Source organism: Chryseobacterium sp. MP_3.2 (assembly GCF_035984805.1).
Taxonomy (GTDB): domain Bacteria; phylum Bacteroidota; class Bacteroidia; order Flavobacteriales; family Weeksellaceae; genus Kaistella.
Genome location: NZ_JAXCHW010000012.1, coordinates 30071 through 56837, shown reverse-complemented (window position 1 = coordinate 56837; position 26767 = coordinate 30071). Strand labels below are relative to the sequence as shown.

26 protein-coding genes are annotated in these 26767 nt (G+C 36.8%); 10 read left to right on the top strand and 16 right to left on the bottom strand.

The annotated features are described in order from the left end of the window. Nucleotides 1-29 precede the first annotated feature (29 nt). The 6 genes from RCH13_RS12665 to aceB form a co-directional block, all read right to left on the bottom strand. Nucleotides 30-569 (bottom strand): hypothetical protein, encoded by a 540-nt coding sequence (locus RCH13_RS12665; RefSeq protein WP_326987613.1) that lies wholly within the window; start codon nucleotides 567-569, stop codon nucleotides 30-32. Between the two features lie 12 nt (nucleotides 570-581). Further along, entirely contained in the window at nucleotides 582-1655 is a 1074-nt protein-coding gene (locus RCH13_RS12660) for a LuxE/PaaK family acyltransferase (protein WP_326987612.1), read from the bottom strand. A 20-nt stretch (nucleotides 1656-1675) separates the two neighbouring features. Further along, complete coding sequence (locus RCH13_RS12655; RefSeq protein ID WP_326987611.1) at nucleotides 1676-2440, bottom strand: UDP-2,3-diacylglucosamine diphosphatase; 765 nt, start codon at nucleotides 2438-2440, stop codon at nucleotides 1676-1678. A 53-nt stretch (nucleotides 2441-2493) separates the two neighbouring features. After that, nucleotides 2494-2940 (bottom strand): 6-pyruvoyl trahydropterin synthase family protein, encoded by a 447-nt coding sequence (locus RCH13_RS12650; protein WP_326987610.1) that lies wholly within the window; start codon nucleotides 2938-2940, stop codon nucleotides 2494-2496. 360 nt (nucleotides 2941-3300) lie between these two features. After that, the gene (aceA, locus tag RCH13_RS12645; protein WP_326987609.1) at nucleotides 3301-4587 is read right to left on the bottom strand and encodes an isocitrate lyase; all 1287 of its coding nucleotides are present in this window, start codon (nucleotides 4585-4587) and stop codon (nucleotides 3301-3303) included. A gap of 270 nt (nucleotides 4588-4857) precedes the next feature. Then, entirely contained in the window at nucleotides 4858-6435 is a 1578-nt protein-coding gene (gene aceB / locus RCH13_RS12640) for a malate synthase A (RefSeq protein ID WP_326987608.1), read from the bottom strand. A gap of 177 nt (nucleotides 6436-6612) precedes the next feature. On the opposite strand from aceB, the gene RCH13_RS12635 reads away from it, so the two are divergent. Continuing rightward, a complete protein-coding gene (locus RCH13_RS12635) occupies nucleotides 6613-8082 on the top strand; it encodes a helix-turn-helix domain-containing protein (RefSeq protein ID WP_326987607.1) in 1470 nt (489 codons plus the stop codon). 82 nt (nucleotides 8083-8164) lie between these two features. Beyond that, the gene (locus tag RCH13_RS12630; protein ID WP_326987606.1) at nucleotides 8165-8818 is read left to right on the top strand and encodes a ComF family protein; all 654 of its coding nucleotides are present in this window, start codon (nucleotides 8165-8167) and stop codon (nucleotides 8816-8818) included. A gap of 2 nt (nucleotides 8819-8820) precedes the next feature. Here RCH13_RS12630 and upp read toward each other — a convergent pair whose 3' ends face one another. From upp to der, 3 genes are all read right to left on the bottom strand, one after another. Beyond that, nucleotides 8821-9471, bottom strand: coding sequence for a uracil phosphoribosyltransferase (upp, locus tag RCH13_RS12625; RefSeq protein WP_326987605.1), 651 nt, complete (start codon nucleotides 9469-9471; stop codon nucleotides 8821-8823). A gap of 42 nt (nucleotides 9472-9513) precedes the next feature. Beyond that, the gene (locus tag RCH13_RS12620; protein WP_326987604.1) at nucleotides 9514-9864 is read right to left on the bottom strand and encodes a four helix bundle protein; all 351 of its coding nucleotides are present in this window, start codon (nucleotides 9862-9864) and stop codon (nucleotides 9514-9516) included. 63 nt (nucleotides 9865-9927) lie between these two features. Then, nucleotides 9928-11235, bottom strand: a complete 1308-nt coding sequence (gene der, locus RCH13_RS12615) for a ribosome biogenesis GTPase Der (RefSeq protein WP_326987603.1) — start codon at nucleotides 11233-11235, stop codon at nucleotides 9928-9930. A 182-nt stretch (nucleotides 11236-11417) separates the two neighbouring features. On the opposite strand from der, the gene RCH13_RS12610 reads away from it, so the two are divergent. After that, nucleotides 11418-11972, top strand: coding sequence for a LemA family protein (locus RCH13_RS12610; RefSeq protein WP_326987602.1), 555 nt, complete (start codon nucleotides 11418-11420; stop codon nucleotides 11970-11972). A gap of 3 nt (nucleotides 11973-11975) precedes the next feature. Further along, a complete protein-coding gene (locus tag RCH13_RS12605; protein ID WP_326987601.1) occupies nucleotides 11976-13904 on the top strand; it encodes a DUF2207 domain-containing protein in 1929 nt (642 codons plus the stop codon). 175 nt (nucleotides 13905-14079) lie between these two features. Here the strand turns inward: RCH13_RS12605 and RCH13_RS12600 are convergent, their stop codons facing one another. Beyond that, nucleotides 14080-14535 carry a hypothetical protein gene (locus RCH13_RS12600; protein ID WP_326987600.1) on the bottom strand — a complete coding sequence of 152 codons (456 nt, stop codon included), beginning with the start codon at nucleotides 14533-14535 and terminating at the stop codon, nucleotides 14080-14082. Nucleotides 14536-14877: 342 nt separating this feature from the next. Between RCH13_RS12600 and RCH13_RS12595 the strand changes: the two genes are divergently transcribed. Together RCH13_RS12595 and RCH13_RS12590 are read left to right on the top strand one after the other, a co-directional pair. Continuing rightward, entirely contained in the window at nucleotides 14878-15915 is a 1038-nt protein-coding gene (locus RCH13_RS12595) for a tyrosine-type recombinase/integrase (protein WP_326987599.1), read from the top strand. Then, nucleotides 15899-17005 carry an IS91 family transposase gene (locus tag RCH13_RS12590; protein WP_326987598.1) on the top strand — a complete coding sequence of 369 codons (1107 nt, stop codon included), beginning with the start codon at nucleotides 15899-15901 and terminating at the stop codon, nucleotides 17003-17005. The genes RCH13_RS12595 and RCH13_RS12590 overlap by 17 nt, the downstream gene beginning before the upstream one ends. 272 nt (nucleotides 17006-17277) lie before the next feature. On the opposite strand, the gene RCH13_RS12585 is transcribed toward RCH13_RS12590, so the two are convergent. Then, a complete protein-coding gene (locus RCH13_RS12585) occupies nucleotides 17278-17802 on the bottom strand; it encodes a hypothetical protein (protein WP_326987597.1) in 525 nt (174 codons plus the stop codon). Nucleotides 17803-17910: 108 nt separating this feature from the next. Here RCH13_RS12585 and RCH13_RS12580 point away from each other — a divergent pair, with 108 nt between their 5' ends. Beyond that, nucleotides 17911-19119 (top strand): IS1182 family transposase, encoded by a 1209-nt coding sequence (locus RCH13_RS12580; RefSeq protein WP_326987596.1) that lies wholly within the window; start codon nucleotides 17911-17913, stop codon nucleotides 19117-19119. An 89-nt stretch (nucleotides 19120-19208) separates the two neighbouring features. After that, a complete protein-coding gene (locus RCH13_RS12575) occupies nucleotides 19209-19502 on the top strand; it encodes a transposase (RefSeq protein ID WP_326987595.1) in 294 nt (97 codons plus the stop codon). Nucleotides 19503-19726: 224 nt separating this feature from the next. Here the strand turns inward: RCH13_RS12575 and RCH13_RS12570 are convergent, their stop codons facing one another. From RCH13_RS12570 to RCH13_RS12560, 3 genes are read right to left on the bottom strand one after another with little or no spacing between them, the layout of a single operon-like run. Further along, nucleotides 19727-20323 (bottom strand): hypothetical protein, encoded by a 597-nt coding sequence (locus RCH13_RS12570; RefSeq protein ID WP_326987594.1) that lies wholly within the window; start codon nucleotides 20321-20323, stop codon nucleotides 19727-19729. 19 nt (nucleotides 20324-20342) lie between these two features. Then, nucleotides 20343-20522 (bottom strand): hypothetical protein, encoded by a 180-nt coding sequence (locus RCH13_RS12565; protein WP_326987593.1) that lies wholly within the window; start codon nucleotides 20520-20522, stop codon nucleotides 20343-20345. Further along, nucleotides 20515-21081: a hypothetical protein gene (locus RCH13_RS12560; protein ID WP_326987592.1), complete on the bottom strand. Its 567-nt coding sequence runs from the start codon at nucleotides 21079-21081 to the stop codon at nucleotides 20515-20517. The genes RCH13_RS12565 and RCH13_RS12560 overlap by 8 nt, the downstream gene beginning before the upstream one ends. Before the next feature lie 149 nt (nucleotides 21082-21230). On the opposite strand from RCH13_RS12560, the gene RCH13_RS12555 reads away from it, so the two are divergent. Then, nucleotides 21231-22424, top strand: coding sequence for a transposase (locus RCH13_RS12555; RefSeq protein WP_326987591.1), 1194 nt, complete (start codon nucleotides 21231-21233; stop codon nucleotides 22422-22424). Then, complete coding sequence (locus tag RCH13_RS12550; RefSeq protein ID WP_326987590.1) at nucleotides 22327-22770, top strand: transposase; 444 nt, start codon at nucleotides 22327-22329, stop codon at nucleotides 22768-22770. The genes RCH13_RS12555 and RCH13_RS12550 overlap by 98 nt, the downstream gene beginning before the upstream one ends. Before the next feature lie 175 nt (nucleotides 22771-22945). On the opposite strand, the gene RCH13_RS12545 is transcribed toward RCH13_RS12550, so the two are convergent. Together RCH13_RS12545 and RCH13_RS12540 are read right to left on the bottom strand one after the other, a co-directional pair. Continuing rightward, a complete protein-coding gene (locus RCH13_RS12545) occupies nucleotides 22946-24049 on the bottom strand; it encodes a DUF6544 family protein (RefSeq protein ID WP_326987589.1) in 1104 nt (367 codons plus the stop codon). A gap of 389 nt (nucleotides 24050-24438) precedes the next feature. Further along, nucleotides 24439-26748, bottom strand: a complete 2310-nt coding sequence (locus tag RCH13_RS12540; protein ID WP_326987588.1) for an FdhF/YdeP family oxidoreductase — start codon at nucleotides 26746-26748, stop codon at nucleotides 24439-24441. Nucleotides 26749-26767: the final 19 nt, after the last annotated feature.

The window sequence follows — 26767 nt, the reverse complement described above, 5'->3', positions numbered from 1 at the left end:
TGCTAGTCGGTGATCAATTAGAGAAAAGGTTATTTTTTAGTAATAAATTTCGGGGGCAAAATGAGTTCCTCCAGTTTCCCTTTTGCTTCTAATTTTTTATAAAATAGATTTCTTGCCATCATTTTCAGCATCAAATTTTTATCGAAAAATTTCCAAAATGAATCAGTGTGAACAATTGAAGGTTTTCTGATGACCGTGAAGGTCGTTTCCCAGGAATCAGGATTATGATAAAATTCAATAATCCCACAATGTTCCGGAATCGTGTCCGCTTCGACCATTCCTTGTGGCAACAAAAAACTGAAACGGTTACAAGGATAATCGCCACATGAAATTTTATCATGTTTTAAGAATTTCTCTTTGGTTTTTTGATTTTGATATTGCTTTTTGAAATCGTTTTTAAAATCCGCTTTGGAGAATTTAATTTCAATTTCGTGACTGAGTCCATCTTCATTAATAATCAAAATATCAGCTTCCCAATCCGAATGAAAATGATTCGTCAAGACCAGATCCTTCTCAAAATCACAATATTGAGCGATATAATTATAGGTAAGTTCTTCTACTTTTAGCATTAGATTTTTAAATTAAGAAACCAGTAAACTGCACCCGCGAATATCGGAATGATCAATCCTCCCTAAAACCTGAAATTGATTGGACAAAACTTTTTTGTCATTCCGAACGGAGTGAGAAATCTTTTCCACCTCTTTGTCATTCCGAACGCAGTGAGGAATCTCAGAATCCATAAGGATTCTGCCCAAATCCTGCGTCGCAATAAAACTGCAAGAATGACGATTCGCTAAGTCGATGATGTTGATCGCACCATTTCTTCCATCTTCCACATAAGAAAAAGGATCTTCTGTATTTCTGATGAGAATCCGCATCCAGTTCGGACTTTCGTAAATGTTTTGACCTAAAGAATACGCCTGAGAAAGCAATTCGGTCATAGAATATTCGGAGTAAATCTTTTCTGTTCCGAAACCTTTGTGGAAAATTTTCAAGAGTTCATCTTTGGTCATTTCCTCTTTTCTGCCTTTCATTCCGCCCGTTTCGATGATGATTAGTTGATTTGATGATTCGATGAGGTGATGATTTGTTTTCGCAAAATCTAGAAAATCTAAAAGTGCAAAGGAAACTCCGAATAAAATAACTTTTTTATTTTCCGCTGAAAGTTCTTGTAATAAATCTAAAAGTTCTTCGTGATTATAAAGGAAATATCCGTTCTCTGGTTTCCCAGACTTTTTCATGAGAAAATCTACCATATATATTAAGGAGGAATTTTGCTTTTCCAAATAACTGGGCAACAAACCGAGGAAAATATATTCTTCCGGTTTGCCGATAAATTGCTCAAAACTTTTCTGAATACTTTCCTGATAAAGCTTTTCATCGCAGATCCAGTGCTTAGAAAGATTCATCTGCGTGGTTCCGGAACTTTGAAAAAAAAGTGCAGTTGATTTATTTTGGTCTAAAATCGTATGATTTTTGAACATTTCAATCGGCAGAAAAGGAATTTTTTCCACTTCCTGAATTTGGGTTGCATCAATGTTCAGATAATCCACAAACTTTCTGTAAACTTCCACGTTTCCATATTGGAATCTAAAGGTTTCCAGACAGTTCTGTTGAAATTCTTCTTCGGTTTTAAGATTAAAAATATCGTTCATTTAAAGTAGAGATGTAAATTTTAATGAACAAAAGTTTTCAATTCAAATTCAGTGCTAAATTCCCCGTACGTAAAATAAGATATCCAGTCACCAAGGTTGATGTAAGAGGCTTTCCCATTTTCTAAATCCAAAACCATTGGCAAATGTCGATGACCGTAAATGAAATAATCTATTTGTTCAGTCTTTAATTTTTCTTTGGAATAGATGATGAGAAATTCTTTGTCTTCGCCTAAAAAAGCTTTGTCTTCTTCTCCAGAAATCATCTTATTTTTAGTAGAAAAATAAATAGCCATTTTCATTGCGATATCAGGATGTAACCATTTGAAAGCCCACTGTGCAAAAGGATTCGTGAAGAGTTTTTTCATTCTTTTATAGCCTTTGTCTCCGGGACCTAAACCATCGCCGTGAGCAAGAAGAAAGTTCTTTCCATTGATCTCAAAATACTGTTTATCAAAAAAAACTTTGCATCCGATTTCATCCTCAAAATAATTTTTCATCCAGAGATCATGATTTCCCACGAACATAAAAAGTTCAATCCCAGAATCTTTGAGTTCTGCCAATTTGCCCAGAACACGAACATATCCTTTCGGAATCACATGATTCCATTCATGCCAGAAATCAAACAGATCGCCCATTAAAAATAAAACCTGCGCATCAGCTTTTATTTCGTCCAGCCAACGGATAAATTTTTCCTCCCGAACTTTACTTTCTTTCGGCGTGGGTGCACCAAAATGCTGATCGGAAGCGAAGTAAATTTTTTTATTTGGTTCTAAGTAAATCTTCATATTATTTGCAAATTACAAGAATTAGCACATTTTCAAATCATCGAATTATCACATTAATCCTGGTCTTCTGCAAACCATTCTCCATAAGAATTTTCAGTTTCGTGAAGTTTTAGATAGGCTAAAGTTACCGTTTCTGGAAGTTGACTTTTTATTTTATGTGCAATGTCGTACAGCATATTTTCGCAAGTGGGTTGGTAATCACAGTAAATCACTTTATGCCCTTTTTCTTCCAAATCTTCGCCGAGTTGTTTGTGGGGAGAAAGTCCGTTCAACATCACCGCATGATCCCAAACATCGATGATTTCTGATTTTACGATTTTTTTAATGTCGCCAAAATCGATTACCATTCCATTTTTCGGATGGTCTAAATCATTGATTGGATTTCCTTTTACGGTGACAAATAATTTGTAGGAATGTCCGTGCATATTTTTGCATTTGCCATCGTAATTGTAGAGAACGTGAGCGGTTTCGAAAGTAAAAATCTTGGTGATGCGTATCATGCGGCAAAGATAAAGAAAGTTTCAACTTTTTTAATGGATAATGAAAATGCATTTTAACGCAAAGACGCAAAGATAATCACTTCATACTTTATAAAATTACGAGCGCAAAGGCCTTCGCTTAGCAAAGGGCGATAAAGATTTCTTTATTTTTCAAGTTAGGTAAGTTTGCAAATTCTTGCGTGAGCGATTGCAGTGGAAATCCTTTTTTTGGCAGAGAAAAGCAAAGGCTGAAAAAAGATTAGAACGGAAAGCGCGGTCTTTTGCGAAGGGAAATGCGGCGGCGAAAGACACGCCCAAAAAAAATCCTCCCCAAAAATGGAAAGGACTTCTTAACAATTAAAAAAATACGGAATTTATTGATCAATGAAACTGTTCTGCTTCTGTAGAACCCGCCAAAGCAATCGTGGAAGATAATCCCGCAGTTACTAGGGTTTGAACCTCATCGAAATAAGATGTTCCGACGAAATTTTGGTGTTTCACTGCACGGAAGCCTTCTTTCTGTAAAGCAAATTCTCTTTCCTGAAGTTCGCTGTAACCAGCCATTCCGCGTTTTTTGTAAGCTAAAGCCAGCTCGAACATGGAAGTATTTAAAGCGTGGAAACCGGCTAAAGTGATGAACTGGAATTTGTATCCCATCGCGGCCAATTCTTCGCGGAAGGTTTCCATTTCCGGAACGGATAATTTTGCTGCCCAGTTGAAAGAAGGGGAACAGTTGTAAGCCAGCATTTTTCCAGGGAATTTTGCGTGGATTCCTTCTGCGAATTTTCTTGCGTAATCCAAATCCGGATTGGAAGTTTCCATCCAGATTAGATCGGCGTAAGGTGCATAAGCCAAACCTCTGTCGATTCCCTGCTCTACTCCATTTTTAACCTGGTAAAATCCTTCGGAAGTTCTTTTTCCCGTCACAAATTTATGATCTCTTTCGTCGATATCTGAAGTTAATAAATCTGCGGCATCTGCATCTGTTCTTGCCACCAAAACGGTTGGAACGCCACAAACATCCGCTGCTAAACGTGCCGCAACTAATTTATTGATGGCTTCTTGCGTTGGAACTAAAACTTTCCCACCTAAATGTCCACATTTTTTTGCGGAAGATAATTGATCTTCGAAATGAACTCCGGCTGCACCGGCTTCTATCATTTGTTTCATGAGTTCAAAAGCATTTAAATTTCCACCGAAACCTGCTTCTGCATCTGCAACGATGGGAACTAAATAATTTCTGCGATTTACTTCATCGACTTCATTTACGGTTTGAATTTGATCAGCGCGCAACAAAGCATTGTTGATTCTTTTCACCACGGAAGGAACGGAATTCGCCGGATACAGACTTTGGTCAGGATACATTTCGCCGCTCAAATTGGCATCGGCTGCAACTTGCCATCCGGAAAGATAGATCGCTTCTAAACCCGCGTCAACTTCCTGTACAGCTTGGTTTCCGGTGAGAGCTCCCAAACCTGCCACAAAATCCTGGGTATTTAATTTATGCCATAATTTCTCGGACATTAATTTGGCGATGGTGTAATCGAGTTTATAAGTACCCCGAAGTTTCAACACTTTTTCAGCGGAATAGGGTCTTTTGATGCCATTCCATCTTGGGCTTTCTAACCATTCTTTTTCCAGTTGCTGGATCTGTTCCTGCTTTTTCATATCGATTTTGTTTTTGGTTTGTTGTTTTTTATGTGGAATACTGTTAACGCAAGGGACGCAAAGATTTTTTAACTATTATTCTTCTAAAATTAAAATCACAGAGAAGTTCCAATATGCAAAGGGAAAATTTCACAATGTTTTTTTGCACTTTTGATTTACTTCCCCATAAACCCGTTTGTGACTTTTGCGGTTACATTTTTTCTAAATGAAAAACACTTTAAAAAATTCACCATTCACCATTCACGCTTCTCGGCTCTTTTACCTTTGCTCTTATATAAAGTGGTACGCTTCTAAAGTCAGGAATTCTTCAAAATTATCATTGAGGATTAGATCATCGAAAAGTTCTGTGGCCAACTGAAATTTTCCATTTTTAAAACGTTCTTCGCCGACATAATTTCTGATTTTTTCCAGTTCTTCTTCTTGCCAATGCAAAACCATTTCGGGCATCAAAGTTCTTCCGTCTTCTAATTTTGCTTCATTTTTCAGCCATTGCCAAATTTGCGTTCTGGAGATTTCTGCGGTTGCAGCGTCTTCCATTAAATTGTATAAAGCTGCGGCGCCAATTCCCATTAACCAGGATTCCAGGTAAAGAATTCCAACGTTGATATTTTTTCTCACGCCATTTTCGGTGATGGTTCCTGTTGGAATTTCGAGCAGATTTTCCTCTGAAATTTGATATTCTTTGAATTTTTTATCAATTTGATTTGGAGTCGGCATGAATTCATCGAAGATTTTTTTTGCTACAGAAACCAGTCCTGGATGTGCAACCCAAGTTCCATCGTGACCGTTTTTCACTTCCCGTTCTTTGTCGGCACGAACTTTAGCATAAGCAATTTCATTTTCTGCTTCGTTATTTTTAATGGGAATTTGCGCCGCCATTCCACCCATTGCATGGACATTTCTTTTATGACAAACCTGAATGACTCTTTTCGAATACGCACTCATAAAAGGAGAAGTCATCGTTACCTGATCTCGGTCTGGAACTAAAAATTCGGGAAGATTTCTGAATTTTTTAATGTAGGAGAAAATATAATCCCAACGTCCGCAATTCAATCCGGCGCTGTGTTCTTTTAATTCATATAAAATTTCATCGAGTTGAAAAGCGGCCGTAATCGTTTCAATAAGAACGGTGGCTTTAATGGTTCCCTGAGGAATTCCAAGATGATTTTGAGAAAATACAAAAACATCATTCCACCATTTTGCTTCATGATAATGCTCTAATTTTGGCAAATAAAAATAAGGTCCACTTCCATTTTTAATTAATTTTTTGGCATTTCTAAAAAAGTAAATACCAAAGTCAATTAGAGAGGCAGCCGCTTTTTCACCGTTAATTTCAATGTCTTTTTCTGCCAAATGCAAACCTCTCGGACGAACTAAAAGGGTTGCTAGATTTTCGCCCAATTCATATTTTTTCCCTTCTTCATTTTCAAAACTGATGGTTTTGTTGACGGCGTCGGAAAGATTTATTTGCCCGTTCATACAATTTGCCCAAGTTGGCGAATTGCTGTCTTCAAAATCTGCCATAAAAGTAGAAGCGCCAGAATTTAACGCATTGATGACCATTTTGCGTTCCACTGGACCCGTAATTTCTACACGACGATCCAATAAATCTTTAGGCAAAGGATTACAAACCCAGTTGCCATTTCTGACTTCTTCAGTTTCGGCCAAAAATTTTGGAAATTGACGGTGATCAAATTCCACTTGTTTCATCTTGCGGGAATGGAGAAGTGTAATTCTATCATTATTAAATTTCACATGAAGTTCCGTGAGGAAACCCATTAATTCTGGAGTGAAAACATCGCTAAATTGTTCTTTTGGAATAATCTGAAATTGAGTTGCCGTTTCCATTTGTATGCTTTTTAATAATTTGATATTGCAAACATAGATAAAAATATTCACTAATAGCGAACGTTCGCTATATATCAGGAAAAATAATTATGCGAATAATCGCTCATTTTTTATTTATCTTTGTATCCATGGGAAGTTCCAATCTATTTAGAAATATTATAAATTAAAGAATCAGCAATGGCAAACGACAGCGATTTTATAAAAACGGTTTTCGGCTTGAAAATGAAGCAGTTTCGCCAGAAAAAAAGCTATTCTCTGCAGGATCTTGCGAATGAAACGGGTGTTTCTAAATCCTATTTAAATGAGATTGAAAACGGGAAGAAATACCCAAAACATGATAAAATAGCCCAACTTGCAGAAGCCTTAAACTGCACTTATGACGATTTGGTTTCCACAAAACTGGATAAAAGTTTAGCTCCCATCACAGAGATTTTGCAATCTGATTTTTTCAAAGAAATTCCCCTGGATCTTTTTGGGATCAATAAAAACAATTTGATCAGTATTATAAGCGATGCTCCCAAGAAAGTCACGGCCTTCATCACAACTATTATCAAAATTTCCAAGAATTATAATCTGAGCAAAGAGCGTTTTTATTTTGCGGTGATGCGGAGTTTCCAGGAATTGCATGACAATTATTTTCCAGAAATAGAAGCGAAAGCGCAAAATTATATTCTGGAGAACAACCTTTCCACCAAACCTCATTCTAAGGAATTTGAACTCATTTTAAAAGAGCAATTCAATTACGAAATACAGTCCCTTAACTTGGAACTATATGGAGCTTCGGGAAAATTACGCTCCCTTTATATTCCAGAAAAAAAGTTGCTTTTACTCAATGAACTTCTTGATGAAGACCAAAAAACCTTCATTTTTGCAAAAGAAATGGGTTTTAATATTTTGAATTTAAATCCACGACCAAATACGTATTCCTGGTTAGATTTTACCAATTTTGAAGAACTTTTAAATAATTATTACGCTTCGTATTTCGCAGGTTGTCTTCTCATTAGGGAAGAAATTCTGGCTTTGAAAGTGAATCAGTTTTTCCAAAATCCTTTTTGGGATCCGTCACTTTTTGAAAACCTCATCCAAGAATTTACCAATTCTCCAGAAACTTTTTATTACCGTTTAACGAATATTTTACCACAGGAATCAGGCATTAAAGATCTTTTCTACCTCTGTTTTACCAAAAAGAAAAATACAGATAAAATACAGATTATTAAGGAATTACACCTGAATCAACAACAAGCGCCGCACGCAAATTCTACCAGCGAACATTATTGCAGAAGATGGATCGCCATAAAAAACCTCATTAGTTTAAAAGAAAATGAAACCGTAACAGATGCACAAATTTCTCATTACAAAGACACAGGTTTATCTTATTTGGTGATTTCTACTTCCCAAAAAAATCCTTTTTCCGATGGAACCAACAGAAGTTACTGTCTCGGGATTTTGCTCAACACAGCAACACTTAAGAAAATAAAATTTGCAAAAAGCGACGATATTAAAACCATCAATGTAGGAGTAACGTGCGAAACTTGCAGCATTTTGAATTGTGAAGTCCGACAAGCACCGCCGATTCGCTTGGAAAAAGAAATGTTCAACAGTGACATGAAAAAAAGCATTGAGAAAATAAGAAAAGATCTGATTTGAAAATTTTGAGCTTACAAAATTTTGTGAGAATCGGTAATTGAAATATTTTTATCTTTATTCTTCATGATATATTGGTCAAAAGATGATTTTAGATTTGCTCTTTCCCAATCGCTGTCTGCACTGCAACCGAATTATTGGCGGCCAGGAATTAGTTTGCGTTTTATGCTACGACCAAATTGACTTTACGCATCATTTTTTCGGGGAAGAAAATGTGCTAAAAGAGAGATGCAAAGTATTATTTCCGATTGAAAATGCGTTTGCTTTAATGCAATTTGCAGAAGAAAATTTAAGTCGCAAAATTGTACATCAGCTGAAATATTCGAATCGGGAAAAAGTGGGGAAAATATTGGCAAATTGGGTTTTAGACAGAATCGATTTTGGAGATTCTCCGCCCGATTTATTCGTAACAGTACCACTTCATCCCAAAAAATTAAAAGAGCGAGGTTATAATCAACTTCATCTTTTTGCGAATATTTTAAGCGAAAATCTCAAAATTCCCTGCGATCACGAACTTATTAAGAGAAATTTTTACAAAAAAGCGCAAGCTAAGAAAAACAAAGAAGAGCGTTCCTCCACAGAACATCTATTTACCGTCACCAAAAATATTTCTGGCCAACATATTTTGTTGATAGACGATGTCTTCACCACAGGAAATACGATGAGTTCTGTGGCATGGGAAATCTTAAAAAACCCAGATAATAAAGTTTCGGTTTTAATTATTGCGGTGGACGATTGATTCTATCGCTGTAACTTTTCTCCGTAGCTTAAATCTCCCGCATCGCCTAATCCTGGTGTGATGTAGCCTTTGGAAGTTAGGTTTTCGTCAATCACACCGACCCAGATTTTCGCTTCTGGATAGGCTTTTTGAATCGTATCCACTCCCTGTTGAGAAGCGATTGCCGCAACGATGTGAAGTTGCGTTGGCTTTCCGTGATTCAGTAGATCTTTGATGGCTTCAATTAGACTTGCTCCCGTTGCTAACATGGGATCTGCGACTATTAAAGGTCTTCCATCAATACTGGGACAGGTTAAATAATCCTGTTTGATGGAAAAATAATCGTTTGCATCGTGTTTGCGATAAGCGGCAACAAAACCACAATCTGCTTTGTCCAAATAATTTAAAATCCCCTGAAACAGTGGAACTCCAGCTCTTAAAATTGTGGTAATTACAGGTTGAACCGCAATTTCTTTCACTTTAATTTGATCCAAAGGCGTGGTGATTTCCACTTCTTTGGTTTCCAAATCTTTGCTAATTTCAAAGGCAGCGATTTCTCCAATACGCTCCATATTTCTGCGAAAGCGAAGGCGATCCTGTTGAACCTCAACATTTCGAAGTTCATTGATCCAAGTATTGATGAGGGAGAATTGATCAGATAAAACGGTAATCATAATATTGATGTGAGGATTTGATGATGTGATGATGTGGCGATTTTAAATCACCCCTTTTTTTGAAGTTGATATTATTTTTGACAATATTTTCTGTATACTACGCAGTTTAACTTTTAAATCTTCGTTGAAAGGATAGCTCGGTGATTTCTCACAAAGCAAAAGCCAATATTGTGATTCTTTTGCTTCTTTATCTGCAATCTTCAATTTATGTATAAAATCTGCTCTGCTTTCTGCACTTTGGGATTCAAAAACATTAGCTCCAATAGAAGTTGCACATTTCAATAATTGATTGGCAATGACGAATTTTCTTTTGCTCTCAAGAATCTCACTAAATTCTATAATATCAAGCGCAAACTGAATGCTTAATTCTAAAATTTCATTTCGCTTTTCCATCTGTATTTTGTTTAACAATAATTAAATCATCACATTAACAAATTACCACATCATCAAACCAACTTATTTTTGACGGAAATAAATTTCAATAGGAACTCCAGTAAATCCGAAATGCTTGCGGAGCTGATTTTCTGTAAATCTTTTATAAGGTTCTTTCACGTACTGTGGCAAATTACAAAAGAATACAAATTGTGGACTTGGCGTCGGCAACTGCACGCAGTATTTAATTTTCACAAATTTTCCTTTGTTTGCTGGCGGCGGCGTTCCTTCAAAAACCGGTAACATAATCTCATTCAGCTTCGAAGTTTTGATTTTTTTCTTTCTTTCTTCAAAGACAATCATAGCCATTTCAACGGCTTTTAGAATTCTTTGTTTCGTAAGTGCAGAAATAAATAAGATGGGAATATCTGTGAACTGTCCTATTTTATCTTTTATAATATTTTCGAAATCACGCGTGGAATTTGTTTCTTTTTCCACCAAATCCCATTTGTTGACAACGATTACAATCCCTTTTCTGTTTTTCTGCGCCAATCCGAAAATGTTCATATCCTGTGATTCCCACCCTAAAGTAGCATCTACCATGATAATCACAACATCTGAATATTCAATTGAGCGTACAGAACGCATAACAGAGTAAAATTCTAAATCTTCTTTTACTTTCGCTTTTCTGCGCATCCCCGCGGTGTCCACCAGAACAAATTCATGTCCGAATTTATTGTATAAAGTCTGAATAGAATCACGCGTTGTTCCCGCAACATCCGTTACAATATTTTGTTCCTTGTCTAAAAGGGCGTTGGTTAAGGTAGATTTGCCCACATTTGGTCTCCCAGCAATGGTAATTTTGGGTAAACCTTCGAAAGGATCTTTGTATTCGGTTGTAGGGAAATCCTTGACGATATCATCCAACAACTCCCCGGTTCCGGAACCTGTGGCAGAAGACATGGTGTAATATTTTGAAATTCCCAACTGATAGAATTCTGTTGCAGCAAGCTCTTCTTTCGCAGAATCGGCTTTGTTCACTACAATGTAGACCATTTTATTAGACCGGCGTAACATTTCATGAATCTCGATATCTGTATCTGTTAAACCTTCAGCAACATTCAGCATGAAGATAATTGAAGTGGCTTCATCAACGGCTAATTCAACCTGCTTGATAATTTCTCCTTGAAATGCATCTTCATTATCTACTTCATAACCACCTGTATCAATTACGGTAAATTCTACTCCGTTCCAGTCTGATTTCCCGTAATGACGGTCTCTGGTTACTCCAGCTGTAGAATCTACAATGGCTTCTCTTCTTTCTAGAAAACGATTAAAAAGGGTGGATTTCCCTACATTAGGGCGACCGACTATGGCGACGATATTCGACATAAAATTTTGTTTAATAATGACATTATTAATGGGTTACTCGAACTTTTCGAGCCCAAAAATTTTTTGCAAAGATAGCTTTTTTCAGCCCATTTACTATTTGCCACAATAATTGTAACTTCTGCCTAGATTTTCTGACCCATTGGTAGAAGATTTTAAATTACAAAACCTAAAAAACTATTATTATGATTACTATTTTAATTATTGTTGTGCTCATCGTCATTTTTTTACTCTATGGCGTTTCGATTTATAACAGATTGGTGAAATTACGCACCATGGTTGAAGAAGCATGGAGCAGTATTGATGTCATGCTAAAAAAGCGTCATGACTTAATTCCTAATTTGGTAGAGACAGTAAAAGGATACGCATCTCATGAAAGAGAGACATTTGAAAGCGTAACCAGAGCTAGAAATGCAGCCGTAAACGCAGATGGAATTCAAGCGAAAGAAGCCGCAGAAAAAAATTTAAATCAAGCCATGATGAATCTAAATGCCGTGGCGGAGCAATATCCAGATTTAAAAGCAAATACTAATTTCCTTCAACTTCAAGGTGAATTAACCAATTTGGAAGGTGATATTGAGAAATCAAGAAGATATTACAATGGAACCGTTCGCGAGAATAATATTCTGGTAGAAACCTTCCCAAGTAACATTATCGCAAACATCTTTAAATTTACCAAATCCGTATTTTTTGAATTAGAAAACGTAGCTGAACGCGCTGTTCCTTCTATCAAATTCTAAAAAATGAAAAGGTTTATTTTTCTATTTTTCCTGCTGATTTTCGGCCTTGGAAACGCGCAAGACGTTGGCAATGATACTGCTGCGGTTTCTGATTATGAGCATATCTTATCTTTCCATTCAGACATAGAAATTTCTAAAGAGGCAGAAGTTACCGTGACGGAGAAAATCAAAGTATATGCAAGTGGAGAAATAATAAAACGCGGAATTTTTCGGTCTCTCCCACTTTCTCGAAACATAAATGATAAGAAGGTCAGAATTAAATATGACATTGTTTCTGCAATGAAGAATGGGGAAAAAGAAAATTACCATACAAAAAACACTTCTTCTGATTTGGGAATTTACTTTGGAAATAAAAACATCATTCTTTCTCCTGGAATTTACGAGTACGAATTAAAGTACAAAACAAAAGATCAAATAGGATTTTTCACGGACTACGATGAATTTTATTGGAATGTGAATGGAAATCTGTGGGACCTTAGCGTGGATCAAATTTCAGCAACAGTCACTTTGCCTGAAGTTGCAGAAATCAAACAAACTTATTGCTACACGGGAGCTTATGGAACATCTAATCCTAACTGTAAGGAAAATAAAATCAGTTCTAATAAAGTAGAATGGTCCGCGGAAAAATTGCAGGAAAATGAAGGTTTAACCATTGCGCTAGGTTTTGCTAAAGGAATATTTACACCGCCACCTCCACCTGGATTTTTAGAAAAATATGGAATTGCTATTCTACTTATTTTAGCGACAATATTCTTAGGTTTTTACTATTTTTCCACATGGCAGAAATACGGCATCGACCCACAGAAACCTATTGTGTATCCACAGTTTAATGCGCCCCAAAATCTTTCTCCAGCTTCCATAGGCTATCTGGAAAAAGGATACTATTCGGGAACCATGATTACGAGTGCGATTGTGAATTTAGCGGTGAAAGGTTTCTTAAAAATTATTGAGAACGACAAACGTATTCTGGGAATCTTTGGGGGCAAAGAATATCAATTAGAAAAAATTAAAGAGCCCGATCAAACTTTGGCGAAAGAGGAAATTAATCTGATGAACCAGTTTTTCCCAGGCGAAACCAAAACGGTGGATTTTGATGGACAATACAACTCCAGAATTGCCGCGGCAGTAACAGACTTCACCGCGAGTTTGCAATACCAACACGATACATTTTTGAAAAAAGGGAACAATGGTAAAATGCTCATTGCTCCAGTTCTCATTGTATTTGCTTTGTATGCAGGAGCTTTATTTTTAAGTCATCACCTGAATTTCAATGGAGACTATTTGGGAATTGGCATTGTACTTTTTGTGGTTATTTTGGTGATTTCAATTGTTTTTTCCCTTGCTTTCTCAAAATATCCTTGGATCAGATATGTTTATGGATTGTTTGCTATCGGGATGATTGTCGCGTTCTTTGCAGCATTCACCTTTGATAAACAAAGGGGTGAAAACATTAATTTTTACGCATCTTATGGTTTCTTAATTCTAGGTTCTATTGGAATTGTTTTTTATCAGTTCCTGATTGAACAACCGACGCCAGAAAAATTGGAAACGCTTTCCTTAATAGATGGTTTTAAAATGTACTTGGGAACGGCGGAAGAAAAGACCTTGCAGTTTCATAATCCACCTGCGATGACACCCGATGTTTTCGAAAAAATGTTGCCTTTTGCCATGGTTTTGGGTGTCGATAAAATCTGGGGAGAAAAATTTCAGAACATGATTAAAAATTCGTCGATGGGCGGGAATCAATCTTACCAATCCAATTGGTTTGTGGGTGCTTCTTTGATGCACATGAATTTTGCAAACTCCTTGAACTCCTCACTTTCGCAATCCATTGCAAGTTCTGCTACACAACCTTCAAGTTCCGGCAGCGGATCTGGTGGCGGCGGATTTTCTGGTGGCGGCGGTGGCGGTGGTGGCGGTGGCGGCTGGTAAAAAATAAAAAAAAATGTTCAGAATTTTCTGGACATTTTTTTTTGGAATTTTTCTGAAAATCTTTTTTTTTGATTTGCCGGAATGAACAACTACTAAGAATCTTTTTGATATAAACGTCTGATCTAGTAATTGATGTTTACGTCATATCACTACAGTAATTTTCTTGAAGATTTTTTTAATCAAATAATTTCCTTTCTTTCAGTACCGTATTCTTTTTGTCAGTAAAAAGTCTTTCTATGCTTTTTCCATTGTACCCTTTGAAACCAAATTTTGTCTTCTTTAGGGAATCAAATTGATATTTAACATGGTAGTAACCTTCATTTGCACTTTTTGAGACATAGAGTAAAACATATTTTTCATTTTTAAAAGCAGGATTGCCATAATGGTCATACGCTTTAAAGACAATGGTGTCCGTCTCGAAAGAATTATACACATTTTGCAGAATTTTATACGTACTGTTAAAACCATAATCCATTACATATTCCTTAATGATAATGGAGTCTGTGGAATTAGGATCTTTAATTTTCTTCGTGTTGTTTTTATTAGGGTCAAATCGTTCAACAGAAATTTTCTCGCCCACAAAAGCGTAGAGATTTACATTTATATTTTCCTCATAGAATTTTGATTGCACAATTTTCTTTTTTGAAGTACACCCCAATAAAAAGAAAATTGCTAGAAATTGAATGAGGAGGCGTTTTTTCATTTATAAATAGGTAATTAGGAGAAAAGGTTTAAGTGTTTTGTTGGCGGGGACTTTTATAACAAGTCTTTGTAAATATAACAAATTGAACAATTAGCAAAAATCTTCATGATAGGAACTTCCGACCCGCTAATAGAAATATCTTGTTGAACTAAACCTCCGGTAGCTTTTCCTGAGGCTGTTTTATTAACTTTGTTTTTATTCAACCAAAAATAAAATCTCTAAAATGGCTACAAAAAAAAATCTCCGGAGGATTTAAGGACGAACAAAATTTTGAATCGCGCTTCAAGCGAAGTTAATGGTTTTTCAGAATTGATACAACGTTTCGAAAGAAATATTTCAATCCAGGGAAAAAGTCCCAGAACCTTTGATAATTATTCTAGGCATGTGGCGGCAATGGCGCTGCACTTTAAAACTTTACCCACCGAACTGGATCCCGAACAGGTCAAAGATTATCTCTTCGAACTTCAACAGCGATCAAAAACACCTTCCCAAACTTATTTTAAACATACGGTTTATGGACTGCGGTTTCTTCTGAAAGCCGAAGGTTTACCTTATAGTTTTCTACATCTTCCTGCCATTCCAAAAGTCAAAAAGCTGCCCACTATTTTAAGTCGGCAGGAAATTTGGCGGATGCTTCAGACTGCCCAATTGCTGAAACATAAACTGCTCATCGGTCTGATTTACGGGTGCGGACTTCGATGTATGGAAGTTCGGAATATTGAACTTCATCATCTTGATTTTGACCGACAAATGCTGCACGTTGTTCAGGGTAAAGGTCAAAAAGACCGTTACGTCCCTTTATCCGAGCATTTAATCCGGGGACTGAAAACCTTTATTTCAGTGGAAAATCCGACTCAATATTTATTTAATGGAAATCAAAATAGAAATATTGAAGAGATTGATACTTCGACTACGCTCAGTACAAGTGCTTCGACAACGTTCAGTACAGGTGCTTCGACAAAGCTCAGTACAAGTGCTTCAACTTCGTATCCCAAAGATACTTCGACAACGCACATTAAAGATTTTGATTCTCGATACAGCCAAAGAGGCGTTCAATGGGTGAGCAAAACGGTGAGCAAAAAAGCAGGAATTACCAAAATTGTTCATACGCACACTTTGCGACACAGCTTTGCTACGCATTTATTGGAGGATGGCGTTTCCATTATTATGGTGCAGAAACTTCTGGGTCATGAGCGGATCGAAAGTACCATGGAATATCTTCATGTCTGCCAGTTGTCTGACCAAAAACCCCACAGTCCTTTAGATACCGTTTTTACTTTGTGTAGCAAAAATGGAAACCCGAAGTAAAGGCGGAAGTGTAGCTGAAGTCCTTCGCAAAATCAATTTATCGACTCAGAATTTTACGGTTCACCAAGAGAAAACTCTTCGGGCTTTATCGCAGTGCAGAACTTCTGCGTTGGGCGGACATATTGATGCATGTGATGGTTGTGGAAATATTTCCATCAGTTACAATTCCTGTAGAAATCGGCATTGCCCACAATGTCAAGGTCATAAAAGAGAAGAATGGATCCAGAAACGCGAGCAGGAATTATTGCCCTGCAGTTATTACCACGTGGTTTTTACTTTACCCGAGGAGCTGAATGGTTTGGCGATCTCTCAACCGGCATTGTTGTACAAAACCTTATTTGGAGCAGCTTGGGCGACTTTAAATCAGTTTGGTAAAACAGAACAGATGCAGTTGGGAATGATTGCGATTTTGCATACTTGGGGACAGAATCTGAGTCTTCATCCACATTTACATTGCATTGTTCCAGGCGGTGGAATTGATCAAAATGGTAAATGGAAAAAGAAAGTGAGAACCGATAAATATCTCTTCTGTGTAAAAGCGATGAGCAAAGTTTTTCGCGCAAAGTTTGTGGCTTCATTAAGAGTTTCCGGAATTAAAGATCAGGATTTAATAGATCAACTCTTTACCAAAAACTGGGTGGTTTATGCGAAAAGACCTTTTGGTGGACCGAAATCTGTTATTGAATATTTGGGAAGATATACCCACAAAGTCGCCATCAGTAATCATCGGATCAAAGAGGTTACTGAAAAAGAAGTTCGTTTTGGGTACAAAGATTATCGCAAAGAAGGTCAGAAAAAGGAAATGACTTTATCGAATATAGAATTTGTGCGCAGATTTAGTCTTCATATTTTGCCTCGACGATTTGTGAGAATACGACATTACGGGATTTTGAGCAGCTCCTGGAAACGTGGAAAACTTCAGGATTTACAATCAGATTTAAAAATCCAGATTACAGAAGTAAAACCGAAAACGCTACTTAAAAAATGTCGGTGTTGCAAGGAAGGAAACTTAATCACCATCGCACTTTTCGGACAACGTGGCCCACCTCAGGATTTTCTTGCCGTTTTCAATGCCTCGTCTGCAAAATAAACATTGTGGGTAAGGGAAATTATATTCTGCAGCGAAGAAAAACCGCAGAAAACCACTTCTAAAGGCTTTCAAACGCCACAAAAAAAGCAGTCCTTCTAAAAAACTGCTCTAATATCCTAAATTCTAAAATCGATAACTCCATAAGGTGACCAACTTTGGAGGAAAAGCTACCGGAGGTGCAGTTTATCCTGAGCGCCGCCGAAGGGTTCAACGGGCTTTCATTTCTTGTCTTTCAGACAAAACGAAAGCTTAGTTATTACCTACAGTTTTTTTTACCTATTTCTAATATTTCGCCATTCCTCCCAAATTTCATTATATGCACCTCTTTCAAAATCATCATCAGGAATAATTTTAGGTTTACTCTCCTTATAAAATTTTTCAACTTTGTCAGCGAATTCGAAAACTTGTTTTTGATAATTGTCCATACTAATTGTCGCTTCTGTCCCTTTTTCAGAAATATGTTTGACAATATTCTCATCTATGTGTTGAATTTTCCAATCAATTCCACTGGGACAACCGCTAATTACCGGTCGATCGTTTTTATCAAAGTAAGTGAAAAAACCACAACAAGGTATAAATTGACTTCCATAATCATCTTTTGAATAATTTTCAGTAAGACTTCGTAAAAGATAGAGTGCAGTTGCACTTACAGTAAATTCAAGATTAGTTTCATCACAAACTATTTCATCTCCAATTTTTAGGAAGACGTTTCCATGTGCGCACAGATCATTTTCTTCTGTAGTATTTGGAAGCCAATGCAAATTTGAAACTTTGATTTGAAATTGATTGTCGATCATCTCTTTAAAATTGTAGGTAGCGTCAGTCTGTGAAAAAACCTCCGTTTATTACTTTCAAAAATAGCGAATTTATTTCAATAATAAGGGAGTAAATTCGTATCTTTAATAATGCAACACATCACCGGAATCGCCCGCAATCAAATGGTTTTTACGAGTTTAGAAGATTCGATTTCTGAAGATAATTCAGTTCGATTTGTAGATGCTTTTGTGGAGAATATCGATTTAAAGGCATTAGGTTTTGTACTGCAAACGCTCAAAACGGAAGGACGACCGAGTTTTAATACGCAAACGTTTCTCAAAATCTATTTGTATGGTTATCTCAATGGACTTCGAAGTTCCCGGAAACTTGAAAAAGAGTGCGTGCGAAATATTGAATTACAATGGCTTTTATTTGGACTTGTACCCAATTACCACAGCATTTCTGATTTTAGAAAAAACAATCCTGCGGGCTTAAAAATGCTGTTCAAAGTTTTCGTTTCTTTTTTGAAAGATGCCGATCTAATTGCTGGAGAAACCATCGCCATTGACGGTACTAAAAGCAGAGCACACAACAGCAAAAAAGCTAATTTTAATCAGAAGAAAATTGATAAGCACCTGGCTTACATTGAAGAGAAAACGCAGCAATATCTGGATGAACTGGCAAAAAATGATGAAAAAGAAAACAGCATAACCATCACTAAAATTCAGGAAAAAATAGAGCGGTTAAAGAAGAATAAACTTCGCTACGAACTTTTGGAAGAAAAACTAAAAGCGAGTGGCGAACCTCAGATCAGTACTACCGATGAAGATTCCAGAGCTTTACTGGTTCAAGGACAAGTGGTAGAAGTGAGTTATAATATTCAGGCAGCTGTTGATGCACAATATAATCTGGTTGTTTCCACACACACCATTAACCGCAATGACCGTAATGCTTTGAGTGCAATTGCAATTGAAGCGAAGAAGAATTTGGGCGTTGAAACATTCACTGCTTTAGTCGATAAAGGGTATCACAATGGTCGGGAACTCACCCAATGTAAAGAGGAAAATATTATTACGATTGTTGCACATCCCGAACAAGGAAAGAGCAATGAAAATGGCACACAGCCAGATTATTTTGTTTCCAAATTCATTTACAATAAAGAAGATGACACCTATATTTGTCCAGAAAATCAGGTTTTAAAAACGACAGGACGGTGGCACAAGAAAACGCGAGATCGAGACAGCTACGAATTTAAAAAATACCGAACTCCCGCTTGCAAAGAATGCGCGGTAAAATCACTTTGCACGAGCAGAACAGGCGGTCGGGAATTAAGCGAAGCGAATCACGAATACAATTAAAAAAAATATAAATAAATGAGTAAATTGACAGAAGCCAGTATGCCGATGCTGTTGCAGAAAATAATGAACGTTACCAGGCGAACGCACAATTGTACCGCAAGAGGCAGGAGATCAATGAACATATTTTTGGAACTATTAAGCGACAATGGGGTTACAACCATACGAATTTAACGGGATTGGAGAAAGTAAATGGCGAACATAGTTTGATAATGTTGGTTTACAACATCAAACGTGCGATGAACATTCTGGGAGTTCAGGAATTAATTGCCAAATTGAAAAACTGGAAGTCGCCTTACAAAGCGAAGATGTGTTTTGTTTTTAAAGTGACGTATTTTAAGCATTATATCGCCACTTTAGAAACTAGATTATCAATTGCAGCCTAAAAAACAGCTGATCTTAAAACGTGTTTATTGAGGGTTGGAAGACTGATTTTCTTAGAAAAATACTGAGAAGTTGAGTTTTTTCACAGCCTGACGTTTCGCGGCTTCAAGAAGTGGCGAACTTCGTAACCGCATATTTTCCACTAAGAAAATATTTCTTGCGAAAGAAAAACGTGAATTTACCACATTTCTCGCCATTTCTTGAAACCGCTGTTGTGCGTTCGGTTTTATTTTTTTAATTTCTCTTTCTCTTTCTCTTTGAATGTTCTTAAACATTGTACCATTATAGACATATTCTCCGTCAATTTATCTGTTCTAGATGCGGAAGCTGTTAAATAATAAAAACTATTGTCTGATTTACTTTTTGTAATCATTGTTATCAATTCAATTTCGCCATATTTTCCAGTATTTGATTTTGAATGAATAAAATATGTTACATTTTTAAATATTTTTGTCTTTCCATATTCAATTAGCTTTAAGTTTGGCTTATTTTTTTGAATTTTAAGTAAAGTTGAATATTCATTTTCAATATTCTTTTGATTTGAAAAGCCATAAGATTTTTGAATTGAAATTACATTAACAAAATTTTTTTCGTCGGCTTTTGAAACAGCGTCGATTCCTAAAATTATTTCGTCAACGCTTTCATAATTTTCTACTTTCCAATTCCATCGATAAGGTATATAAATTTCAAAATCATTATTTGGATAGTCTACTTTCTTTTTAATGAATTTCATTGGATATTTTTCATATTCATCCAATTTCAGTTGATTTTCCGAACAAGCCGTAAAAAGTATAATCAATAAAAAGGTTAAAATTATTTTCATTATTTATATATGATATTTTCTACAGATTTTCTGCGTTTCGCCAAACTGACGCACAACGGATTGCAGCTACAAGAAGTTGGCGATTTTCACCACAAAACTTGATGCGGAGAACCAATGTTTGATTAACCACAAATGTGTCTGCGGAGCACTGAACCGCCAATTTTTTGTAGGTGCTGTTAGCGGTAGTACTTCTATTCAAAATCAAGTATTTCAGTCGTGTCACTAGCTGTTGTTGTTTGTCCGTCATTATTCAATTCGTACTTATAAGTAATCTTATTGTTTTTAAAATTAAATTCGTCCTTGTCAACGTCAATAGGCTTTTCAATGTTTATGTAACCTAAGTGTTTTTCAAAAATATATAGTTTAGGTTCTACTACTTCATATGAGCAACAACGAGCCATAAAACCTTGAAATCTGTCATAAATTTTTATTGTCTCAGTTTTATATTCTGTCTGTTTTGGAACAATTGGAAATAATACAAGTGAAGATAAAATTGCTAGGAAAATACCCCCGAATAAAAAGAAAAGTCCTGTCAAAACAACTGAGATTGCATAAAACGAATAATAAATAGCTGTTTTCTTAAATGGTCTTAGTGTCTTCAAAAACATAATCAGTCCAGTCAAGTATAAAATTACTTTTAGAATGAATGTCAAGTTTTGATTTAGTCTATACCCTGTAATTAGCCCTGTCCCAAAATTTATTAGAACTAAACTAAGTAAATAGAAATGCCACTTTTCAAGTCTAAATTTTATTTTCAAGTCCGTCAATTTAAATTCTCATTTTAGTCGTGTTGTGCCGTGTCTGTAGTATTACCGCTAACGTCAGTCTGTGAAAAAACCTCCGTTTATTACATTCAAAAATAGCGAATTTATTTCAATAATACGGAAGCAAATTCGTATATTTAATAATGCAACACATCACCGGAATCGCCCGCAATCAAATGGTTTTTACGAGTTTAGAAGATTCGATTTCTGAAGATAATTCAGTTCGATTTGTAGATGCTTTTGTGGAGAATATCGATTTAAAGGCATTAGGTTTTGTACTGCAAACGCTCAAACCGGAAGGACGACCGAGTTTTAATACGAAAACATTTCTCAAAATCTATTTGTATGGTTATCTCAATGGTCTTCGAAGTTCCCGGAAACTCGAAAGAGAGTGCGTGCGAAATATTGAACTGCAATGGCTTTTATTTGGACTTGTACCCAATTACCACAGCATTTCTGATTTTAGAAAAAACAATCCTGCGGGTTTAAAAATGCTGTTCAAAGTCTTTGTTTCTTTTTTGAAAGATGCCGATCTAGTTGCAGGAGAAACCATCGCCATTGACGTTACTAAAAGCAGAGCACACAACAGCAGGAAAGCCAATTTTAATCAGAAGAAAATTGATAAACACTTAGCTTACATTGAAGAGAAAACACAGCAATACCTTGATGAATTGGCTCAGAATGACCAACTTGAAAATAGCACTACAATCACTAATATTCAAGAAAAAATAGAGCGGTTAAAGAAGAATAAACTTCGCTACGAAGTCTTAGTAGAAAAATTAAAAGCGAGTGGCGAACCTCAAATCAGTACGACCGATGAAGATTCCAGAGCGCTTTTGGTTCAGGGACAAGTGGTAGAAGTGAGTTATAATATTCAGGCAGCTGTTGATGATAAACACAATTTGGTCGTGGCTACACACACCATTAATCGTAATGATCGTAACGCTTTGAGCGCTATTGCAATTGAAGCGAAGGAAAATTTAGGCGTTGAAACGTTTACTGCTTTAGTCGATAAAGGCTATCACAACGGACGGGAAATCGACCAATGTAAATCGGCAAACATCACCACAATTGTTGCGCATCCCGAACAAGGAAAGAGCAATGAAAATGGCACACAGCCAGATTATTTTGTTTCCAAATTCATTTACAATAAAGAAGAAGATAGTTACACTTGCCCAGAAGGTCAAATATTGAAAACGACAGGACGGTGGCACAAGAAAACGCGCGATAGAGACAGTTATGAGTTCAAAAAAATACCGAACTCCCGCTTGCAAAGAATGTTCTGTAAAATCACTTTGCACGAGCAGAACAGGCGGCAGAGAAATAGACCGAAGTGAATATGCCGATGCCGTTGCAGAAAACAACCAGCGCTACCAAGCCAATGCGCAATTATATCGAAAACGACAAGAGATTAACGAGCATATTTTTGGAACTATTAAGCGACAATGGGGTTACAACCATACGAATTTAACGGGATTGGAGAAAGTAAATGGCGAACATAGCTTGATAATGTTGGTTTACAACATCAAACGTGCGATGAATATTCTGGGCGTTGCGGAATTAATTGCCAAATTGAAGAACTGGAAATCACCTTACAAAGCGAAGGTGCGTTTTGTTTTTAAAGTGACGTATTTTAAGCATTATATCGCCACTTTAGAAACTAGATTATCAATTGCAGCCTAAAAAACAGCTGGTCTTAAAACGTGTTTATTGAGGGTTGGAAGACTGATTTTCTTAGAAAAATATTGAGAAGTTGAGTTTTTTCACAGCCTGACGTTTTGTGGCTCCCCGAAGGGTGGGATTTTTACCACAAAATTTGATTTGAAAAACTAAACTTCCATTGGTTGTGTCTTCATTTTTAATCTTCGATATTTTTCAGGTTATACCTCACACTTTTGTATTCCAATTCACCATAAGTAAAATCGCCTTCGGGTTTCTGATAAATCAGTTTTGCTTTGCTTGGCAAATAGTATCCGTTTACCATTCGGTAATCTTCAACAGGTGTTGCCCAAGGATAACTATTGTATTGTTTTCCGTCAGTTTCATAGCGGTCATTGCTTATGAAGTTTGTCAATTCACCTTCGTCGTTGAAATAGAGAACAGCACTTATGCTGATATTTCCATTTTTAAAAATGCCTTTTACAGAAGTGTCATTGATAGTTTCCCAAGTGATTCTTCTGTCAATTAAGGTCGCAGGAGCAATAAAACACATATCGTTAAAAAGTGTAACGGTTTCAGCCTGATTCATTTTATCGCCTTTGGCATCAACCACTTTCAGCCAATTCAACATTTTGACTTGAAAAGTTGCCGTTTCATTTTGATATAAATGCAGTCCTGTTGCCGGTAAGCCCATTTTACTAGCTTCCATAAAAAAGTAACGTGATGGCTTTTGGTAAAAGTTATACTGAACCGATTGCAATATCATATATTTATCTTGGGGTTTACCACGCATTCTTCCCACAAACTCTGCCCTGAAATTTTTCACTTTTGGTTGTCCTACCGATTTGGTATAACGAAGATATTTTTGAACAACAACAGGCAAATTAGAAATGTCGTTTTCAGTCAATATTTCGGTTGAAAGGGCTTTGTTGTGTGAGAAATCATATTTTACTCTATCAGCAAACTCAACTTTCAATAAATAAGAACCTAAACTAACCACAGAAACTAGTAAAATAATTAGGTTGGCAATTGTGGCGAACTTAGCATCTTTCCAAAACATAATGACAAGAATTTGAGAAATTACAACTGCTACAAGTCCAACGAAGCAAGCATATTTCGAATTAACTATATACAAAATGCCATAAGTCAAAAAGAGAGCTGTTGCTGTCAGCCAAACAAACCCAATAGATTTAGATATAGGAAGAGTCAATTCCTTCACTTCCTTAAATCCAAAACCTTTTACAAATCCAAGCAAGTGGATTAGTCCGTGAAGAACTACTACTATTAAAAATGCTATTCTCATTGTTGTCTTCTGTTTATTGTCTCGTCCGATATGCTGGCCACTAACTCTCAAAAGTACGCAAGTATTTTAAATCATAAACGAATTCTTACCAGCTGCCCATATAGTTTTGCAAGGATTATAACTGCGAATTGATTTCTTTTTCGACAGTTGAAATATTAAAAATACGCAGTGACTTTTTTGCTAATTTATCAAAGAGAAAAACTCACCAAACTTCTAGCCTCGATTGCAGCGACATCCTTTTTTGTAATTGCATGAGATTGCTCCGTTCCCCGCAATGAACGTGCTCGCAATTACACAAAAAGATACAGCGGAAAGCGGGAACGAGTTTTCAAAAGAAGCTAAAATCTGCTTGCTCCTTTTCAATAAAATTTTATTTCAGTTCGTTATTCCTAATTCGATTTTCTTACCTCAATGACCACTGATTTACTTGTGGGTGTATTGCTTTCGTCCGCAACGGATTTAATGGGCACCAAGACATTGGTTTCGGGGAAATAAGTGGCGCAACACTGCTCTGGAACGGAATATGGAATAACCAAAAATTTGCGGGCTACACGCTCTTTTCCACCATGGAAATTGTATAAATCCACCACGTCTAATTTGTTTAAACCTCGCTTTTCCATGTCCTTTTCATTCATGAAAATAACGCGACGCTCATTTTTAATTCCACGGTAGCGATCATTCATGCCATAAATGGTGGTATTGTACTGATCATGACTTCGAACGGTCATCATGAGCAATTCGTTTTCTTTCACTTCCGGCACATCTGCAATGGAGACGCTGAAATTAGCTTTTGAAGTGTCCGTTTTAAATTTGCCTTCACGCGCAGAATTTGGTAAATAAAAACCGCCGTCTTTTCGTACACGCTCATTGTATTGATCAAATCCTGGAATCACTTTTTCAATATCTTCACGGATCAAATCATAATTTATATGAAAAGAGGTCCAGTTAATTTTTGTTTTCCCCTTTAAAACTTCCTGGGCTAAATGGCAGATTATGGCCACTTCACTCATCAATTGTTTGCTTACAGGCTGAAGATTTCCTTGGCTTTTTTGGATGACGCCCATAGAATTTTCGCAGGTCACGAATTGTGCTTCGCCATTTTGCATGTCAATGTCGCTTCGTCCGTAAGTCGGTAAAATGAGGGCTTCTTTACCGGTGACGAGATGACTGCGATTCAATTTCGTTGAAACTTGAACAGTGAGGTCACAGTTGCGCAGAGCTTCCGCGGTATATTTGGTATCTGGTGTCGCACTCAAAAAATTACCACCCATGGCAAAAAATATCTTGCACTCTTCTTTATGCATGGCTTCAATGGAATCTACCACATCATGTCCGTATTCTTTGGGCGGAACAAATCCATAGGTTTTTTCTAAATTTTCTAATAGCCAGTCCCATGGTTTTTCATAAATTCCCATGGTTCTGTCTCCCTGAACATTACTATGACCACGAACGGGACAAGTTCCCGCGCCAGGTTTGCCGATGCTGCCTTTCATCAATAAAAGGTTAACCGCTTCTTTGATGGTGATTACAGAATTTTTATGCTGCGTTAAACCCATTGCCCAGCAAATAATGATTTTATTTTTAAACTTTAGTTTATCTGCAATTTCTTTAATTTCGTGTAAGGGAATACCGCACATTCGCGATAACTCGTCCACATTCTGCGCTAAAATATGTTTTTTAAAGGCCTCGAAACCGTGCGTTTCTTCGGTAATGAATTTTTGGTCTAAAACTTTACCGGGATTTTCGTTTTCAAACTGAAACCAATAGTAAGCAAGTACCTGCATCAAAGCCAAATCACCATTAATTTTCACCTGAAGATAATCTGTGGCAATCTGAGTTTTGCCACCCAAAATACCTTTAATAGACTGTGGATCGCTGAAACGCTCTAAGCCGGCTTCTTTGAAAGGATTTACTGCAATAATCATCGCGTCATTTTCTCGGGCTTTCTTTAAGGCAGAAAGCATTCTTGGATGATTGGTGCCGGGATTTTGACCCATAATAATAATTGCTTCGGCTTCATAAAGATCTTCCAGTTTCACAGAACCTTTTCCGATTCCTACGGTTTCATCTAAAGCAACACCGCTGCTTTCATGGCACATATTGCTGCAATCCGGCATATTGTTGGTGCCAAATTCCCGCACAAACAGTTGGTACAGAAAAGCGGCTTCATTGCTTGTTCTTCCGCTTGTATAAAAGATGGCTTCATCGGGGGTTTCTAAAGCATTCAATTTTTCTGCAATTTTTCCGAAAGCACTTTTCCAAGAAATCGGTTCGTAATGCGTTGCATTTTCCGCCAAATACATGGGGCGACCAATTCTACCGCTTTTACCGAGATGATAGTCATCCCATTGCGATAATTTTTCTACCGAATGAAGGGCGAAAAAATCTTCCCAAATTACATCGGTTGTTGCTTCTTCCGCCACGGCTTTTGCGCCATTCTCACAATATTCGGCGACGGGACTTCTTTCATCATCAGGATCAGGCCATGCACAACCCGGACAATCATAACCGTGGAAAGTATTGAGCTGATTTAAAGCCGTAAATCCACGCACAGCATCCATGGATTCTAAGATATGCTGTGCAGAAACCAAAACCGCAGGAGTTCCTCCAGCATATGTTTCTCGTTCTGAAACTTTTATTTTCGAAAATTTTTCAGGATTTTCTGCGCTTGGATGATTATGGTTGTTATTTTCTGACACGATAAAAATTTCAAGGAAG

Excerpts from the sequence above, each read along its gene's own strand:
- RCH13_RS12545 (WP_326987589.1), bottom strand. The coding sequence starts at position 24,049 with ATGAGAATAGCATTTTTAATAGTAGTAGTTCTTCACGGACTAATCCAC.
- RCH13_RS12555 (WP_326987591.1), top strand. The coding sequence starts at position 21,231 with ATGCAACACATCACCGGAATCGCCCGCAATCAAATGGTTTTTACGAGT.
- RCH13_RS12650 (WP_326987610.1), bottom strand. The coding sequence starts at position 2,940 with ATGATACGCATCACCAAGATTTTTACTTTCGAAACCGCTCACGTTCTC.
- RCH13_RS12605 (WP_326987601.1), top strand. The coding sequence starts at position 11,976 with ATGAAAAGGTTTATTTTTCTATTTTTCCTGCTGATTTTCGGCCTTGGA.
- RCH13_RS12580 (WP_326987596.1), top strand. The coding sequence starts at position 17,911 with ATGCAACACATCACCGGAATCGCCCGCAATCAAATGGTTTTTACGAGT.
- RCH13_RS12620 (WP_326987604.1), bottom strand. The coding sequence starts at position 9,864 with ATGGAAAAGCGAAATGAAATTTTAGAATTAAGCATTCAGTTTGCGCTT.
- RCH13_RS12665 (WP_326987613.1), bottom strand. The coding sequence starts at position 569 with ATGCTAAAAGTAGAAGAACTTACCTATAATTATATCGCTCAATATTGT.
- RCH13_RS12585 (WP_326987597.1), bottom strand. The coding sequence starts at position 17,802 with ATGATCGACAATCAATTTCAAATCAAAGTTTCAAATTTGCATTGGCTT.
- RCH13_RS12610 (WP_326987602.1), top strand. The coding sequence starts at position 11,418 with ATGATTACTATTTTAATTATTGTTGTGCTCATCGTCATTTTTTTACTC.
- upp (WP_326987605.1), bottom strand. The coding sequence starts at position 9,471 with ATGATTACCGTTTTATCTGATCAATTCTCCCTCATCAATACTTGGATC.
- aceB (WP_326987608.1), bottom strand. The coding sequence starts at position 6,435 with ATGGAAACGGCAACTCAATTTCAGATTATTCCAAAAGAACAATTTAGC.
- der (WP_326987603.1), bottom strand. The coding sequence starts at position 11,235 with ATGTCGAATATCGTCGCCATAGTCGGTCGCCCTAATGTAGGGAAATCC.
- RCH13_RS12660 (WP_326987612.1), bottom strand. The coding sequence starts at position 1,655 with ATGAACGATATTTTTAATCTTAAAACCGAAGAAGAATTTCAACAGAAC.
- RCH13_RS12635 (WP_326987607.1), top strand. The coding sequence starts at position 6,613 with ATGGCAAACGACAGCGATTTTATAAAAACGGTTTTCGGCTTGAAAATG.
- RCH13_RS12630 (WP_326987606.1), top strand. The coding sequence starts at position 8,165 with ATGATTTTAGATTTGCTCTTTCCCAATCGCTGTCTGCACTGCAACCGA.
- RCH13_RS12590 (WP_326987598.1), top strand. The coding sequence starts at position 15,899 with ATGGAAACCCGAAGTAAAGGCGGAAGTGTAGCTGAAGTCCTTCGCAAA.
- RCH13_RS12570 (WP_326987594.1), bottom strand. The coding sequence starts at position 20,323 with ATGAAAATAATTTTAACCTTTTTATTGATTATACTTTTTACGGCTTGT.
- RCH13_RS12655 (WP_326987611.1), bottom strand. The coding sequence starts at position 2,440 with ATGAAGATTTACTTAGAACCAAATAAAAAAATTTACTTCGCTTCCGAT.
- RCH13_RS12550 (WP_326987590.1), top strand. The coding sequence starts at position 22,327 with ATGAGTTCAAAAAAATACCGAACTCCCGCTTGCAAAGAATGTTCTGTA.
- aceA (WP_326987609.1), bottom strand. The coding sequence starts at position 4,587 with ATGAAAAAGCAGGAACAGATCCAGCAACTGGAAAAAGAATGGTTAGAA.